The organism is Streptomyces sp. NPDC107517 (assembly GCF_055582645.1).
Genome location: NZ_JBVJPM010000007.1, coordinates 150,243 through 164,954, shown reverse-complemented (window position 1 = coordinate 164,954; position 14,712 = coordinate 150,243). Strand labels below are relative to the sequence as shown.

At 71.3% G+C, this 14,712-nt stretch carries 11 protein-coding genes; 6 read left to right on the top strand and 5 right to left on the bottom strand.

The genetic code is table 11. The features are described from left to right. Window positions 1–75: 75 nt before the first annotated feature. From ACZ67T_RS18710 to ACZ67T_RS18700, 3 genes are all read right to left on the bottom strand, one after another. Complete coding sequence (locus ACZ67T_RS18710; protein WP_469985250.1) at window positions 76–2,334, bottom strand: serine/threonine-protein kinase; 2,259 nt, start codon at window positions 2,332–2,334, stop codon at window positions 76–78. After that, window positions 2,307–3,263, bottom strand: coding sequence for an oxygenase MpaB family protein (locus ACZ67T_RS18705; RefSeq protein ID WP_469985249.1), 957 nt, complete (start codon window positions 3,261–3,263; stop codon window positions 2,307–2,309). Before ACZ67T_RS18705 ends, ACZ67T_RS18710 begins: the two co-directional genes overlap by 28 nt. Before the next feature lie 355 nt (window positions 3,264–3,618). Next, window positions 3,619–5,103, bottom strand: coding sequence for an MFS transporter (locus ACZ67T_RS18700; RefSeq protein WP_469985248.1), 1,485 nt, complete (start codon window positions 5,101–5,103; stop codon window positions 3,619–3,621). Window positions 5,104–5,334: 231 nt separating this feature from the next. Here ACZ67T_RS18700 and mptB point away from each other — a divergent pair, with 231 nt between their 5' ends. After that, a complete protein-coding gene (gene mptB, locus ACZ67T_RS18695) occupies window positions 5,335–6,798 on the top strand; it encodes a polyprenol phosphomannose-dependent alpha 1,6 mannosyltransferase MptB (RefSeq protein ID WP_469985247.1) in 1,464 nt (487 codons plus the stop codon). 127 nt (window positions 6,799–6,925) lie between these two features. Further along, the gene (locus tag ACZ67T_RS18690) at window positions 6,926–7,624 is read left to right on the top strand and encodes an SDR family oxidoreductase (RefSeq protein ID WP_469985245.1); all 699 of its coding nucleotides are present in this window, start codon (window positions 6,926–6,928) and stop codon (window positions 7,622–7,624) included. A 34-nt stretch (window positions 7,625–7,658) separates the two neighbouring features. On the opposite strand, the gene ACZ67T_RS18685 is transcribed toward ACZ67T_RS18690, so the two are convergent. Beyond that, window positions 7,659–8,849, bottom strand: coding sequence for an acyl-CoA dehydrogenase family protein (locus tag ACZ67T_RS18685; protein WP_469985243.1), 1,191 nt, complete (start codon window positions 8,847–8,849; stop codon window positions 7,659–7,661). 196 nt (window positions 8,850–9,045) lie between these two features. On the opposite strand from ACZ67T_RS18685, the gene ACZ67T_RS18680 reads away from it, so the two are divergent. Then, window positions 9,046–9,936 (top strand): GNAT family N-acetyltransferase, encoded by an 891-nt coding sequence (locus ACZ67T_RS18680; protein WP_469985242.1) that lies wholly within the window; start codon window positions 9,046–9,048, stop codon window positions 9,934–9,936. A gap of 135 nt (window positions 9,937–10,071) precedes the next feature. Further along, entirely contained in the window at window positions 10,072–11,211 is a 1,140-nt protein-coding gene (locus ACZ67T_RS18675; RefSeq protein ID WP_469985241.1) for an ABC-2 transporter permease, read from the top strand. A gap of 83 nt (window positions 11,212–11,294) precedes the next feature. On the opposite strand, the gene ACZ67T_RS18670 is transcribed toward ACZ67T_RS18675, so the two are convergent. After that, window positions 11,295–11,927: an HdeD family acid-resistance protein gene (locus ACZ67T_RS18670; RefSeq protein ID WP_469985239.1), complete on the bottom strand. Its 633-nt coding sequence runs from the start codon at window positions 11,925–11,927 to the stop codon at window positions 11,295–11,297. 137 nt (window positions 11,928–12,064) lie between these two features. Here ACZ67T_RS18670 and ACZ67T_RS18665 point away from each other — a divergent pair, with 137 nt between their 5' ends. Beyond that, the gene (locus ACZ67T_RS18665; RefSeq protein WP_469985238.1) at window positions 12,065–12,448 is read left to right on the top strand and encodes a DUF488 domain-containing protein; all 384 of its coding nucleotides are present in this window, start codon (window positions 12,065–12,067) and stop codon (window positions 12,446–12,448) included. 434 nt (window positions 12,449–12,882) lie between these two features. Next, the gene (locus ACZ67T_RS18660; RefSeq protein ID WP_469985236.1) at window positions 12,883–14,706 is read left to right on the top strand and encodes an alkyl/aryl-sulfatase; all 1,824 of its coding nucleotides are present in this window, start codon (window positions 12,883–12,885) and stop codon (window positions 14,704–14,706) included. Window positions 14,707–14,712 lie beyond the last annotated feature (6 nt).

Here is a 14,712-nt window from a genome sequence, read left to right as displayed (position 1 = left end):
AGCCGAGCCCGGGAAGACCACCGCAGGCAGGCGACCACAGGCGTCACTCACACGCAGACGCCCCCACGCGGTCCCTCAGCGTCCCCCCGACGCCCGCTCCTGGCGCAGCGCCGCCACGCGACGGTACAGCTCGACAGCCTCCGTGCCGCGGCCGAGTTGTTCCAGGCAGTGTGCCTCGTCGTTGCGGCTGGCGAGGGTGTCGGGGTGGTCGGCGCCGAGGACCTGTTCGCGGGCCGCGGCGACCCGGCGGTACTCGGCGAGCGCGTCGGACCACCTGCCGAGCCAGCCGAGTCCCACGGCCACCTCGCGCATGCTGACCAGCGTGTCCGGGTGATCGTCCCCGAGGACCCGGGCGCGGATCGCGCAGACGTCGCGGGCCTCGGCGAGCGCTTCCTCCCAGCGGCCCATCCGCCCCAGGTTGACGCCGAGGCCGTGGCGGGCGCGCAGGGTCTCGGGGTGGGCCGGGCCGCTGACGCGCGTACGGTCGTCGATGAGGTCGCGGTAGAGGCCGAGGGCCTCGGCGCTGCGACCGAGCCGGCCGAGGCTGATGCCTACCTCGTAGCGCGAGGCGAGCGTGTCCGGATGGTCGGGGCCGAGCGCCCGTCCGCGGGCCTCCGCCACCTCGAGGTAGGTACGCAGCGCCTCGGTCCAGCGCCCCAGCTGACCCAGCGCGTAGGCAACTTCGCAGCGCGTGACGAGTGTGTCAGGATGGCCGCCGCCGAGGACGCGGGCGCGGGCCGCGGCGACCTCGCGCGCCATGCGGTACGAGTCCTCGAGTCGCCCGAGCCTGCTGAGGTTGTAGGCGAGGTTGTGGCGGCAGCGCAGGGTGTCCGGATGGTCGGGGCCCATGGCCCGCTCACGCGCCGCGAGCACCGATGTGTACACCTGGTGCGCGTCGAAGTGGCGACCCAACTGACCAAGGACGTACGCCATTTCCTGCCGGGAGCCGAGCGTTTCGGGGTGCTCGGGGCCGAGGACCCGCTCGCACCCCTCGGTGACGCGGCGGTACTCGCGCAGGGCGTCGGCGGGACGTCCGGTGCGGCTGAGCGTGAAAGCGACCTCGTAGCGGCTGGCGAGCGTCTCGGGGTGGTCGGGGCCGAGGGCGTGCTCGCGCTCCGCCGCGACGGCGCGGTGAACCTCGCCGGCCTCCTCCCAGCGCCCGAGCCGGCCGAGACTCAGGCCCGCGTTGTGCCGGGCGGCGAGATGGGCGACCAGCTCCGGTGCCGGCGTGGGGCGTTCCGTACGCACGGGCTGCTCCCCGCGCCGCGACTCGGGGCGCGCGATCCACTCCCCGGCCAGGCCCGCGGCCGCGTCGGGCGGCGTGCCGCGCAGCAGGGGTGGACCGGCCGCCTTGTGGCCCGTCGTCATGCCGCGCGTCCAGGACGGCAGCCGCGGTTCACGGGACACCGGCTGCTGCGGCTCGACCGCCGTCCGCCGTACCGGGGCGGTGACCACCGTCGGCACATACCCGGACGGGGAAGGGCCGTCACCGATCCGCCGGGCCAGCTCGCGGGCGTCCCGCGGCCGTTCGTCCGGGTCCTTCGCGAGGAGGTCGACGATGATCCGGTCCAGGAAGCCGGGGAGCTCCGCCCGGTGCGTGCGCGGCGGTTCGGGCACGGTGTCGCGGTGCCCGACGAGGACGGCCCAGGCGTCCTCCAGGTCGAACGGCGGCGCTCCGGTCGCGATCTCGTAGAGCACACAGCCGAACGAGTACAGGTCGCTGCGCCCGTCGACATGGTCGCCGCCGATCTGCTCGGGCGACATGTAGTGCGGGGTGCCCATCGCGATGCCGGTGCCGGTGAGGCGTGAGGTGAAGCCGATGTCGTGGCCGAGGCGCGCGATGCCGAAGTCGCAGATCTTCACCGTGCCGTCGGCGAGCCGCATGATGTTCGCGGGCTTCAAGTCACGGTGGACGATGCCCTGTTCATGTGTGTAGGCGAGCGCGGCCGAGACCTGGCCGGCGATCTCGACGATGTCGGCGACGGGTAACGGGTGCTGTCTGTTGTCCTCCAGGAGCTGGCTGAGGTTCTTGCCCTCCAGAAGCTCCATCACCAGGTACAGCACGCCTTCGTGCTCGCCGAAGTCGTGGACGACGGTCACCCCGCGATGCTGAAGGGCGGCCGCCACCCGGGCCTCCCTGCGGAAGCGTTCCCGCAGGACCCGGGTGAAGGACTGGTCATGCTGCGGCCCCATCGGCTTGAGGCACTTGACCGCGACTCTGCGCCCGAGCGACTCGTCCCTGGCGCGCCACACTTCGCCCATACCGCCCCGCCCGATGAGATCGAGCAGCCGGTACCGGCCCTGGATCAGCCTGGTCTCCCCCGACTCCGGCATCTCGCGCTGTCGCCCCCGTCGCCTCGCTGCGCCCTCCCCGGCCTGTCCAGTATGGCCGTCCGACTCCCGCTTTTGTACGGTGCCGGGCGGCTGCCGGGGCCGAGTCGTGACATGGCGCGCAGGATGTGTTTCGGCGGGAGTTGCCAGCGCACACGTGCGGGAACGCAGCGCAGGACGGTGCCGGTGAACCGCAGCCCCCGGGTCACGGCGGCCGGAGCCGGGGCCGGCCTGCCGTACAACTCGTGGGCGTACTGCGGCAGAGAGGCGTACGCCAGATACGACACGCGCCTCCAGAGCGTTGCGCGCGCCGGGATCAGCAGCGGGTGGACGGGCGGCCTGCGCAGGAAGTCGTCCACGTCCCGGGCCTCCGGACCGGCGGCCAGCAGGAGTCTCATCCTCTCGAAGTACGCGGCGAGTTGTGCCCGGTCGCCGGGCACGTCGGCGGGGTCGAGGCCCACCAGCCGGGCGCTGGTGCGGTGTTCGGCGATGTACTGGTCGGCCTGCGCGTCCGTGAGCCGGAACCCGGAGCGTCGCGCAACATGGAGGTAGGAGTCGATCTCGGCGCAGTGCACCCACAGGAGCAGCTCCGGCTCGTCGACTCCGTACCGTTCACCGGTATCGGGGTCGGTGACCTTGAGATGACTGTGGATCTTCCGCACACGGGCACCGGCACGCTCGGCGGCCTCGGTGGTCCCGTACGTGGTCGTACCGACGAACCCGGCCGTCCGCATCAGCCGCCCCCAGGCGTCCTTCCGGAAGTCCGAGTTCTGCATGACGCCCCGCACGGCACGCGGAAGGAGCGCCTGAAGGTAGAGCGCACGCACACCGGCGACCCACATCATCGGGTCCGCGTGCACCTGCCAGGTGACCGACCCGGGCCCGAAGAGCCCGGGATCGCCCCGCCCCTCTGCCGCTCCTGTGCCCTCCACACCATCGCCTCTCTCTCGCATCAGCGGTGCCATGCCGGGTGCCCGGGCAAGGGCCGGGCGAGAAAACCCGGTGAAGAGGTGCCGGCAGACCGGCAGAGTCGACCTGGCCACCCGGAGCGCGACGCATCGACGCCACGGCTACTTCGAGTATCCCGTTTACTTCGGTATCCCGTTGGATTCAAGGTGGCCCGGCCACCGGCCGCCCCCCTCGTACGGGGCCTCTCCCTGTGGCACCGGAATGCCTCGTTGCCGACTACGCGGGCCAGCAGGCCACCGGTGAGAAGCTGACCGAGCTCGCCCGAACGCCCGTGCCCCGACCGACAACACGTCGGCCCGGGCACGGGCGTTCAGTTCCTCAGGCCTTGGCCGCCGTCGCCGCCGACCGACTCCGCTCCTCGGCGTCCGCGTCGAAGCCGATCGGCTCCCAGCGCTTCGCCAGCAGGGCCGTCAGGCCGAGAACGGGCGCGGCGAGGATGACCCAGTAGACGTGGGTGCCGAGGCCGGTGCTGAGGATGGGGAAGAAGAAGAGGGTCAAGGTCGAACCCAGGCGCAGCACGGCCTGGTTGAAGCCGATGCTGACGCCGCGCATCGACGTCGGGAAGCCCAGCGAGGCGTAGCTCATGATGTGTGCGCCGGGGCCGAAGCCCTGCGCGAACATGAACGCGCCGAGCATCAGGATGCCCGCCGTCACGACGGCCGTCCCGGACGGATCCCCGATGAGACCGAGCACCGTGATGGCGGCGAACTGGATCGCGAAGCCCAGCGTCATCATCGGCCAGGCGCCACGGGTCGACGCCCAGCGGATGCCGAGCAGCCCGCCGGTCAGGGCGAACACGAGGTTCAGGGCGAAGGAGGACGCGATCGTGGTGAGCGGACCCTGCGTCATCAGCGTGGCGATGATGACCGGCAGTCCGAACGCGACCGCGTTGTAGCCGAAGGTCTCCGCGAGGCCGACCGCCACCGACTGAATCGTGCGCGTGCGGTACGGCGGGGTGAAGAGCCGTGCGTACGCGCCGAGGCCGGTGCGGGGCGGGCGGGGCGCCGTCCTGGGCACGTCGTCGGCGACGCGCGCGTCCACGCCGTACGACTGCCGCAGGATCTTCGCCGCGCCTTCCAGGTCGCCCTGGTCGGCGGCCCAGGTCGGGGACTCGTTCATGTAGCGCCGGCGCAGCAGCAGTACCAGCAGCGCGGGGACCGCGCCGAAGCCGACGGTGAACCGCCACAGCCAGCCCAACTGGGCGTCCGGCAGGAGGAAGTACAGCATCATGATCACGAGGTAGCAGCCGCTGGTCGCGGTGTACCAGGCGGGTGACCAGGCGGCCGTGCGGGAGCCCTTGCTGCCCTTGCCGTGCAGCCGGGAGAACTCGGCGAGGAACGCGATCGCGACCGGGATGTCCATGCCGACGCCGATGCCCATCACGAAGCGCGCGGCGATCAGCGTCCACACGTCCTGCGCGACCGCGCACACCAGCGCGGTGGCGACGAAGAAGAGCATGTTCGCCATGAAGACGCGGTAGCGGCCGATCCGGTCGACGAGCCAGCCGCCGAGGAGGGCGCCGAACAGCGAACCGACGCTGATCGAGGCGGTGACCGTGCCGGCCATGGTGGAGCTGAGGCCGAACTGCCGGGTGATGTCGGGCAGCCCGTAGGCCAGGGAACTCAGGTCGTACGCGTCGAGGAAGATGCCGCCGAGCGCGATGATCACGATCATCTTGGCGTGCCGGCCCCGCGCCGTGCCCGAGTTGACGAGATCGGAGACGTCGGCGGCCGAGCGGATCAGTACCGTGCCCGACGGCGTCACCGGAGATGTGCTGGTCGACAGGGGAGAGGTGGAACTCACGAGCGCCTTCCGGTGTGGTGCGAGGACGTACCGTCGGATCGTATGCACCGGCCGGAATTCACCCCTCCACATGTCCACATCGTGGGCACGCCTGTGGACTCGGCAACGACGCATGATCCAAGCTGTGCCCATGGATCCATCCCGGCCGCGGACACAGGCGACATCCGGCGTTTGCCGTTCATTGGGGCAGAGCTGGTGCGGCGATCCGGAAAGCGCTCTACCTTCGTGCGAATGAGAGCGGCGGATGGCGGTATTCGGGTCTGGGCACAGCGCGGCATCTGGGGGTCCGTGCTGCTCTCCTGCGGCGCCTGGGGCGCCGGCGCTCTGCCACGTGGCCTTCCGAACGGGATTTGGGGAGCCCCCGGACCCGCCCTCGCGCTGATCGGTGCGACGGCGGCGTATGCGGGACTCGGCCTGCTGCTCTGGTCCTGGTGGCAGTTGGGCACGCTGCTGCGGGCCGGCGCGATGATGAGCAGGCGTCGGCAGTGGCTCACGCTGGGAGGCTGGGCGCTGCCTCTGCTACCGGCGCCGGCGCTGTTCAGCACGGACATCTACAGCTACGTGGCCCAAGGCGCACTGGCCGGGCGCTCCTGGAACGTCTACGAGATCGGCCCCTCCGCACTGGGCGGGTCGCTCGCCGCGAACGTCCCCGAGGTGTGGCGGGACGCTCCGGCTCCGTACGGGCCACTGTCCGTCGTGGTGAGCCGGGTCGTCGTCTTCGTGACCGGCGAACACCATGTGGTCGCCGCTGTCGTACTCCATCGGGTGGCCGCGCTCGCCGGACTCGCCCTGCTGGCCTGGTCGGTCCAGCGGCTCGCGACGTGGTCGGGCGGCGACGGCTCAGGAGCCTGGTGGGCGGCGTCGCTGAATCCGCTGGTGCTGGTCCACCTGGTGGGCGGGGCGCACAACGAGGCACTGATGCTCGGCTTGATGATGGCCGGTCTCGTGGCCTGCCGCTCCGGACGATGGGTTCTGGGCGTCGTCGTCCTGACGTGCGCCGCGTTGGTGAAGGCCCCGGCCGCGGTGGCCCTGGGGTGCGCCGCCCTGGTGGCGGTCGCCGGACCGACGGGCTGGTGGCGACGTCTGGGCCGCGCGGCGGGGATCCTCCTCGCGGCCGTCGGGACGCTGGTGCTGACCGTGGCGCTCTGCGGGCTCGGCTGGGGCTGGCTCGACACGCTCCGCACACCGACGCACTCGTACACGCCCATGTCGGTGAGCACGGACGTCGGCCGGCTGCTGAGGTGGATCGGCACCCAGGCCGGCTGGGTCACCACACCGGACCCGGTGACGGTGATGCGTACGCTCGGCACCTTGGCAGGGTTGTGCGGGGCTCTGTACTTCCTGGCGCGCGCTCCCCGCCTCGGCGCCGAACGCGCCACGGCCCTCGGCCTGTTGACCCTGGTGGTGTGCGCTCCCGCCGTGCAGGGCTGGTACCTGCTGTGGGGGGCGGTGCCCCTGGCCACGGTCGCCTGGCACGCGCTGGCGGACACCCGGGTCAAGACGGCGGTCGTCGTTCTGGTCCTCATGGTGTTTCCGTCGGGCCGCGGGCCCACCGTCACGGATGTGCTCGGCGTTGTCCTGGGCGGCCTGGCGATCCTGCTGTGGGTCGCCTGGACCTCTCAACGAGCCCGTGACGCAGGGCTTCAGCCTGCTCCCCGGCCCAGTTACGGTGAGGCACCGTTGCGCTTTCCCTGACGCCAGGGTGCGGGCGTTCCGCGGGACCGGGGCCCGGAGTCGGAACGACCCCACGCGCCGCTCGCGTTCATCGAGGTCCGGGATCCTGGCTGATCCCCCGTGACCGCACCACTCAGGAGGCCGTCGCATGGAACCCGTCACGCTGATCACCGGTGGCTCGACCGGAATCGGCGCCGCCACCGCCCGCGCCCTGCTCAAGCAGGGCCACCGCGTAGCCGTCACCGGACGTGACGCGGGCAAGCTCGCCGCCTTCGCCGTTTCGGCCGCAGCGGGCGAGCGGCTGCTGACGATCACAGGCGACACCAGCGACGAGCACGACGTCGCCTCCGCCGTGCGCCACGTGCTGGACACCTGGGGCCGGCTGGACAACGTCATCGCCAACGCCGGTTTCTCGCTGCCCGGCAACCTGGAGAGCCACGCACCCGAGGACATGCGCGCCATGGTCCTCACCAACGTCCTGGGCCCGGCCCTGCTGGTGCGGGAGACGCTGCCGCACCTCAGGGAGTCCAAGGGGCGGATCGTGATCATCGGTTCGGTCGCCGGGGTGCGCAACACACCCGGCAACCTGTACTCGGTCACCAAGTGGGCCGCGCACGCGCTGGCCGAGAACACCCGGCTGCTGGTCGGCAAGGACGGGGTCGGCGTGACCGTCATCGCCCCCGGGGTGGTGGACACCCCGTTCTGGGACCAGCGCGGCGGCACCCCCGAGGCGGCGCCGGCGATGACCGCCGAGCACATCGCGGACACGATCGTCTTCGCCGTCAACCAGCCCGCGGGCGTGGACATCAACCACATCACCATGCGGCCGTCCGGGCAGCTCGGCTGACCCCGCGCCCCCGACGACCGCACGGAAAGGCGTCTCAGCGGCGGACGCGGGGCATGCCCAGGCCGATCCAGGAGATGATCTCGCGCTGGATCTCGTTGTTGCCGCCGCCGAACGTGAAGATCACGGCTGATCGGTAGCCGCGTTCGAGTTCGCCGTGCAGGACGGCGCCCGCCGAGCCCTCCTTGAGGGCTCCCGCCGCGGCGACGACCTCCATCAGCCAGGCGTACGCCTCGCGGCGCGCCTCGGAGCCGTACACCTTCACGGCGGAGGCGTCCTGCGGGGTGAGGCTGCCTTCCTGGACGGCGTTCACCATCTGCCAGTTGAGGAGTTTCATCGCGTCGAGCCGGGTGTGCGTCTGGGCGAGGCGCTTGCGCACCCAGCCGAGGTCGATGACGCGGCGCCCGTCGGCGAGCTTGGTGTCCATGGCCCAGCGCTGCACGTCGCGCAGCGCGCGGATCGCCATGGTGCCGTGGGCGGCGAGCGTCACGCGCTCGTGGTTGAGCTGGTTCGTGATGAGCCGCCAGCCCTTGTTCTCCTCACCGACGCGGCGGCTGACGGGAACGCGGATGTTCTCGTAGTAGCTGGCCGTGGTGTCGTGCGAGGCAAGGGTGTTGATGATGGTGCAGGAGTAGCCCGGGTCCGAGGTCGGCACCAGGAGCATGGTGATGCCCTTGTGCGGCGGGGCGTCCGGGTCGGTGCGCACGGCGAGCCACACCCAGTCGGCCGTGTCGCCGTTGGTGGTCCAGATCTTCTGCCCGTTCACCGTGTAGTGGCCGGTGGCCTCGTCCCCCTCGCGTACCGCCCGTGTCTTGAGTGCGGCGAGGTCGGTGCCGGCGTCGGGCTCGCTGTAGCCGATGGCGAAGTCGAGCTCTCCGGAGAGGATCCTCGGCAGGAAGTACGTCTTCTGCTCGTCGCTGCCGTACTGCATGATCGTGGGGCCGACGGTGTTGAGCGCCATGAGCGGCAGGGGCACGCCCGCCTGCGCGGCCTCGTCGAAGAAGATGAACTGTTCCATGGGCGTCAGGCCGCGCCCGCCGTACTCCTTCGGCCACCCGACGCCGAGCCACCCGTCGGTGCCGAGCCGGCGCACCGTCTCGCGGTAGAACCGCTTCTGCGCGGCGGGATCCTCGTAGCGGGCGTACGCGTTGTCGGGCACCAGCTCCGCGAAGTAGGCGCGCAGCTCCGCGCGCAACTGCTGTTGCTCGGGCGTGTATTCGAGGTGCACGGCCCCTCCTGACGGTCGCTGGCACACCGGGTCCCGGTCCTGACGGCGCACACAGTAGAACTCGTTCCAGAAATAAGGAATGGGCGCGGGCGGGCGGTTCCGGCGCCGAGCCCGTGCGGGGTCAATTCCTTTGCGGGGCTCGCGCCCGCGCGGTTAGGTTCGGCCGCGTCCCCGACTCTCCGCACAAGGAGCCCTCTTGTCGCTGCATCTCACACCGCTGACCGATCCGGCCGGCGGTGCGGACGCCCGCCGCCTCGCCTGGCTGGCGTCCGACACCGACGGGAACCCCGTCGGGTCCGCGTTCCTGCGGCTCATCGACCGGGACGGGCAGCGGCATCTCGCCGAGCTGACCCTCCAGGTCCATCCCGCGGAGCGGCGTCGCGGCGTCGGCACCCGGCTCCTCGACGCGGCGGTGACGGCCGCGAAGGACGACGGGCGGCGCTCGCTCACCGCCCCGGCCGACGACGGCTCACCCGCGGACCTGTTCCTGGCCGCGCGAGGGTTCCGCCGGGTGCTGAACCTGACGTACGCGCGACTCCCGCTCGCCGACGCGGACGTCCCGGCACTCACCCGGACGGCGCGGGCGGAGCACCCCGGATACCGGCTCGTCTCCTGGGAAGGGACGGTTCCGGACCACCTGGCCGCGACGTTCGCCGCGTCGCGTCGCGCCATGGACGACATGCCCATGGACGACACCGACTACGGGACGGTCGCGTGGGACGTGGACCGCGTCCGCGCGGTGGCCGAGGCGGTCGAGCAGCGCGGCGAACACCTCGACACGGTCGCGGCGGTCGACGCCCGTGACGGCACCGTTGTGGGGTTCACCGAGCTCGTCGTCCCCGGCGACGGCACGGGCGACGGACAGCACTACGGCACGGGCGTGCTGCCCGAGCACCGCGGCCACGGCCTCGCGCGCTGGATGAAGGCCGAGGCCGTTCTCCGCGCCCGCGGCCGCCACCCGAAGCTCGGGGGCCTGCTCACGGACACCGCCGACAGCAACACCCACATGCGCGCCGTGAACGACGGACTCGGCTACGTGCCGACGCATCGGACGTACGAGTACCAGCTCGGGCTCCAGCAGGGCTGAAGCCACGTGCGGTGGCCGCCGCGGGACCGCGGTGGCCACCGTCACACCCTCCCCCGTACCCCATCGGGCGAGATAGTTGTAGAGTACAACGTGAAAGGTTGTAAACACCAACCCGTCCAGCTGGAGGTCCTGCCCATGCCCGCCGATCACAAGGCACACCGCTCCGAGTCCGCGGGCGCCGTGCACGGCGTGCGGAATCCGGCGCTGCGCCATGTCCTGACCCACCTCATCACCCCCCTGCTGATGTGCTTGGGCATGGGGCTCGCGTACATGGGGGCCTTCGTGGCGCCCGAGCCGCACCACCTGCCGGTGGCGGTCGTCGGGGCGGGGCCCGAGGCGAAGGTCTTCGCCCAGACGGTGAAGGACAAGGCCGGCGACGCGCTCGACGTCCGAACGCTCGACAGCCGCACGGCGGCCGTGGAGCAGCTTCGGTCCCGTGACATCGACGGCGCGTACGTCCTGAGCGCGCAGTCCCCCGAGCTGATCGTCGCCACCGCCGGGTCCGACATGAGCGCGATCACCGCCGAGAAGATCTTCACCCCCGTCGCCACGCAGCAGGGCGTGCCGCTCAAGGTGACGGACGTGACCCCGACCGTCTCGGACGACCCGACGGGCCAGGGCCTGTTCTTCCTGCTGGTGGCGCTGAGCATCGGCTCGTACGCGTCGGTGGCCGTGGTCGGCGCGGCGGGTTCCGCCCTGTCGATGCGGACGCGGGCCGCGCTCGTGGTCGGCGTGTCCGGCGTGGTCAGTCTCGTCGGCGCGGCACTCGCGGGACCCGTGTTCCACCTGGCCCACCACGGCCTGTGGGGCATGTGGGCCATGGCCTGGCTCTACTCGGCGGGCATTCTGTTCATCGGCGTGGGTCTGCACACGTTCCTGAAGCGGTGGACGACCCTCGCGCTCATGGTGCTGTTCGTGATGCTGAACTTCACCAGCTCCGGCGGCCTCTACCGGCCCGAGCTGCAGAACGGCTTCTTCGGCACCCTGCACGCCTTCTGGAACGGCGCCGGCTTTGTCGAGGGCTCGCGCAGCCTGCTCTACTTCGGCAGCCACGACCTGGCCAGGAACGTATGGACACTGGCCGCCTGGCTCGTCGTCGGCCTGGCAGTGATGGGGCTCGCCGCGCTCACGGAGCGGCGGCGCGGTGCCGTCGAGGCCGAGGCCGAGCCGCGGCAGCCTGCCGCGCACAGCGTGACTCGGGCGCCTGCCAGCTCCACGGAGGCGGCGGAGGAAGAGGCGGCAGAGGAAGAGATGGAGGAGACGGTCGCGGTCTGACCGTCACCGACAGACCGGAGCCGTCGCGCCGGGCGTCCCGAAGTGGGCGCCCGGCGCGCGCGTGTCGGCCTTCGGCATCCCCGTCACACCCCGTGCGGAATTCGCTTCGCCTTGCCCCGCAGCTGGAACGCCGTGACGATCTCCACGACACCGACCGCCAGCAGCCAGCAGCCGGCGACCAGGGTGAGTACGGCGACGGACTGGAACGGCGAGACGATCAGGACCACACCGGCCAGCGCGCTCACGACGCCGAGGAAGATCTGCCAGCCGCGCGCCGGCATCGCCTCGTCGGAGATGGCCGCGACGGTCTGGGTGATGCCCCGGAACAGCCAGCCGATACCGATCCACAGCGCGAGCAGCAGGATCGACTGCGTCGCCCCGCGGAAGCAGAACAGGCCGAGCAGGATCGACAGCGCGCCGCTGATGAAGGCCATCACGCGCAGGCCGGTGGTGACATGCGTGCCGAAGGCGGCCACCAGCTGGAAGACGCCGGCGACGAGGAGATACACGCCGAAGAGCACTCCGGCGACGAACAGGGACGCCCCGGGCCAGACCAGGACCAGGACGCCCAGGATCAGGGCGGCTATGCCTGCCAGGAGCACTACTTGCCATGCGGATTGAGCCAGGCGTCCGAGGGGACCCTCGGGCGGGGATGTGCGCTCTTCGCGGGTCTCTTCGGCCGCCGGGATTCGGGGTTCGTGCGGTGCGTGCGTCATGTCCGACTGTTCACACGACGTCGGCGCGCCCGCCACTCGGGTGAGGCGAACGACGTACGCCTCCGGCGTCCGGGGGCCGTCACCGGACCGGCGGACGACCGCGGACACGAAGCCCGCAGACTCCGCACAATTGGGCCATGACAGAAAGCTCCAAGAGCTCCGAACCACACTTCCGCATCCGCCGGGTCTACGATCCGCCGTCGGCGGACGACGGAACCCGGGTCCTGGTGGACCGCCTGTGGCCGCGCGGCGTCTCCAATGAGCGGGCCGACGTCCAGGAGTGGATGAAGGACCTGACGCCGTCCTCCGCGCTGCGCTCCTGGTACCACGAGGACCGCGCATCCCGCTTCCCGGAGTTCGAGCGCCGCTACCGCGACGAGCTCGCGGAGCCGGACCGCGTGGAGCTGACGGACAAGCTGCGCGCGCTGGCCCGTACGGGCACGGTCACGCTGGTCACCTCGGTCAAGGACATCGAGCACAGCCATGTGCCGGTGCTGCTGCGGCATCTGACCGGGAGCTGACCGTCCGGGGACGGCGCGGATCGGTCCCGCCGCACCCCTCGTGCGTGCGGGCCCGGCCCGACAGCAGGTGCGAAGCGGCACAAGCTATGCCAATTTTGTGCAACGACGCGACCCGGGAGAGCCCGCATGACCACCATGGATGCCCCGTCCGCCGAACCGAGACCGCGGACGCGGACGGCGGCGCCGGCCGCGGCGCCGCCGTGACGCGGGGGACGCCGGGGCTGATGACGACCGCGTCGGTGGCGAGTCCACGGGCCGCTCCGGAATGGCGGTGTACGGCTCCCGACGGGCGTGGAGCAACCGTAGTGCCTGATCCACGCCCCGGACGAGAGCGCGGCCCCTCCGAGATCGAGCACATGGCGCAGGTGTTGGCACTGTTCCTGCGCGCGTACGCCACTGAAGCGCGCCGCTGACACCGTCCCTGGGAGACCGAAGTGACCACCTCCGACACCCCCGACTCCGTCCCCGACTTCGCCGACCGGTCCGACTTCGAGGAGGCGGACCGGGGCCTTGTCTCCCCGCCGCTCTCCTCGACCATCACGGCCGAGGACGGGCGCGTCGTGTGGAACTTCGACGACACGGCGTTCCTCGACGAGGACTGTCCCGACACCGTGCACCCGAACCTGTGGCGGCAGTCCCAACTGTGCGCGCGGGCAGGCCTGTTCGAGGTGACCGAGGGCGTCTTCCAGGTACGCGGGTTCGACCTCTCCAACATGACGCTGATCGAGGGCGACCACGGCGTCGTGGTCGTCGACCCGCTCGCCTCCGCGGAGACGGCGGCCGCGGCACTGGAGCTCTACCGGTCGCAGCGCGGCCAACGGCCCGTCGCCGCCGTCGTGTTCACCCACTCCCACCTCGACCACTTCGGCGGTGTGCTCGGCGTCGTCGGAGCCGACGACGAGGTACCCGTGATCGCTCCGCAGGGCTTCATGGAGAACTCCGTCGCCGAGAACGTGTACGCGGGTGCGGCGATGCTGCGCCGCGGCACCTACTACTCGGGCGCCAACCTGGAGCCCGGGCCCGAGGGTCTCGTGGGCACGGGGCTCGGCTTCACGGCGTCCACCGGCACCGCGGGACTGGTGGCGCCCACGGTCGAGGTCCGGCACACGGGACAGGAACTGACCCTCGACGGCGTCGTGTTCCGCTTCCAGATGACGCCGGGCAGCGAGGCACCGTCGGAGATGAACTTCCTGCTGCCGCAGCGGCGCGCCCTGTGCCTGGCCGAGAACGCCACGCACACCCTGCACAACATCCTGACCCTGCGCGGCGCGGTGGTCCGCGACGCCCGGATCTGGGCCCGCTACCTCAACGAGGCCATCGAGCTGTTCGGCCACGACGCGGACGTCCTGTTCGCCTCGCACCACTGGCCGACCTGGGGCTCGGACCGCATCAGGGCGTTCCTCGCCGAGCAGCGCGACCTGTACGCGTATCTGCACGACCAGACGCTGCGGCTGCTCAACCAGGGGTACACGGGGGCGGAGATCGCCGAGCTGATCGAGCTGCCGCCCGCGCTCTCCGCGGCCTGGCACGCACGCGGCTACTACGGCTCCGTCAGCCACAACGTGAAGGCCATCTACCAGCGGTACATGGGCTGGTACGACGGCAATCCCGCGTCCCTGTGGGAGCACCCGCCCACCGAGACCGCCGAGCGCTACGTCGACTGCATGGGCGGGCTCGAAGCGGTGCTCGGCAAGGCGCGTACGTACCTGGAAGAGGGCGATCTGCGGTTCGCCGCCCAGCTCCTGAGGCACGCCGTGTTCGCCGCGCCGGACAGCGCCGACGCCAAGGAACTGCTCGCGGGGACCTTCGAGCGGCTCGCGCACGGCGCGGAGTGCGCGACCTGGCGCAACTGCTACCTCACCGGGGCCCAGGAGCTGCGCGGCGAGATCGGGGCGACCCGGATCGGCGGCGGCGACATGAGCGACGCGCTGAACGTCGAGCAGCTCTTCGACTCGCTCGCGGTCCGGGTCGACGGGCCCAGGGCGTGGGACCACTCGCTCACCCTGCACTGGCATCTGTCGGACCTGGGCGAGATGTACCGCATGACGCTGCACAACGGTGTCCTGGTCCACACCCGTACGACCCGGCCCGCCGACAGCGCGGACCTCTCCCTCACGCTGACCAAGCCCCAACTCCTCACCCTGCTGGCCGGGAAGGGGCTCCACGGCGTCTATCACTCGGGCGACCTGGGCGCCCTCGACACTCTGCTCTCGGTCCTCGACGAGAACGATCCGGACTTCGCGATCGTCACTCCGTGACGGTGG

Excerpts from the sequence above, each read along its gene's own strand:
- ACZ67T_RS18710 (WP_469985250.1), bottom strand. The coding sequence starts at position 2,334 with ATGCCGGAGTCGGGGGAGACCAGGCTGATCCAGGGCCGGTACCGGCTG.
- ACZ67T_RS18690 (WP_469985245.1), top strand. The coding sequence starts at position 6,926 with ATGGAACCCGTCACGCTGATCACCGGTGGCTCGACCGGAATCGGCGCC.
- ACZ67T_RS18665 (WP_469985238.1), top strand. The coding sequence starts at position 12,065 with ATGACAGAAAGCTCCAAGAGCTCCGAACCACACTTCCGCATCCGCCGG.
- ACZ67T_RS18670 (WP_469985239.1), bottom strand. The coding sequence starts at position 11,927 with ATGACGCACGCACCGCACGAACCCCGAATCCCGGCGGCCGAAGAGACC.
- ACZ67T_RS18675 (WP_469985241.1), top strand. The coding sequence starts at position 10,072 with ATGCCCGCCGATCACAAGGCACACCGCTCCGAGTCCGCGGGCGCCGTG.
- mptB (WP_469985247.1), top strand. The coding sequence starts at position 5,335 with ATGAGAGCGGCGGATGGCGGTATTCGGGTCTGGGCACAGCGCGGCATC.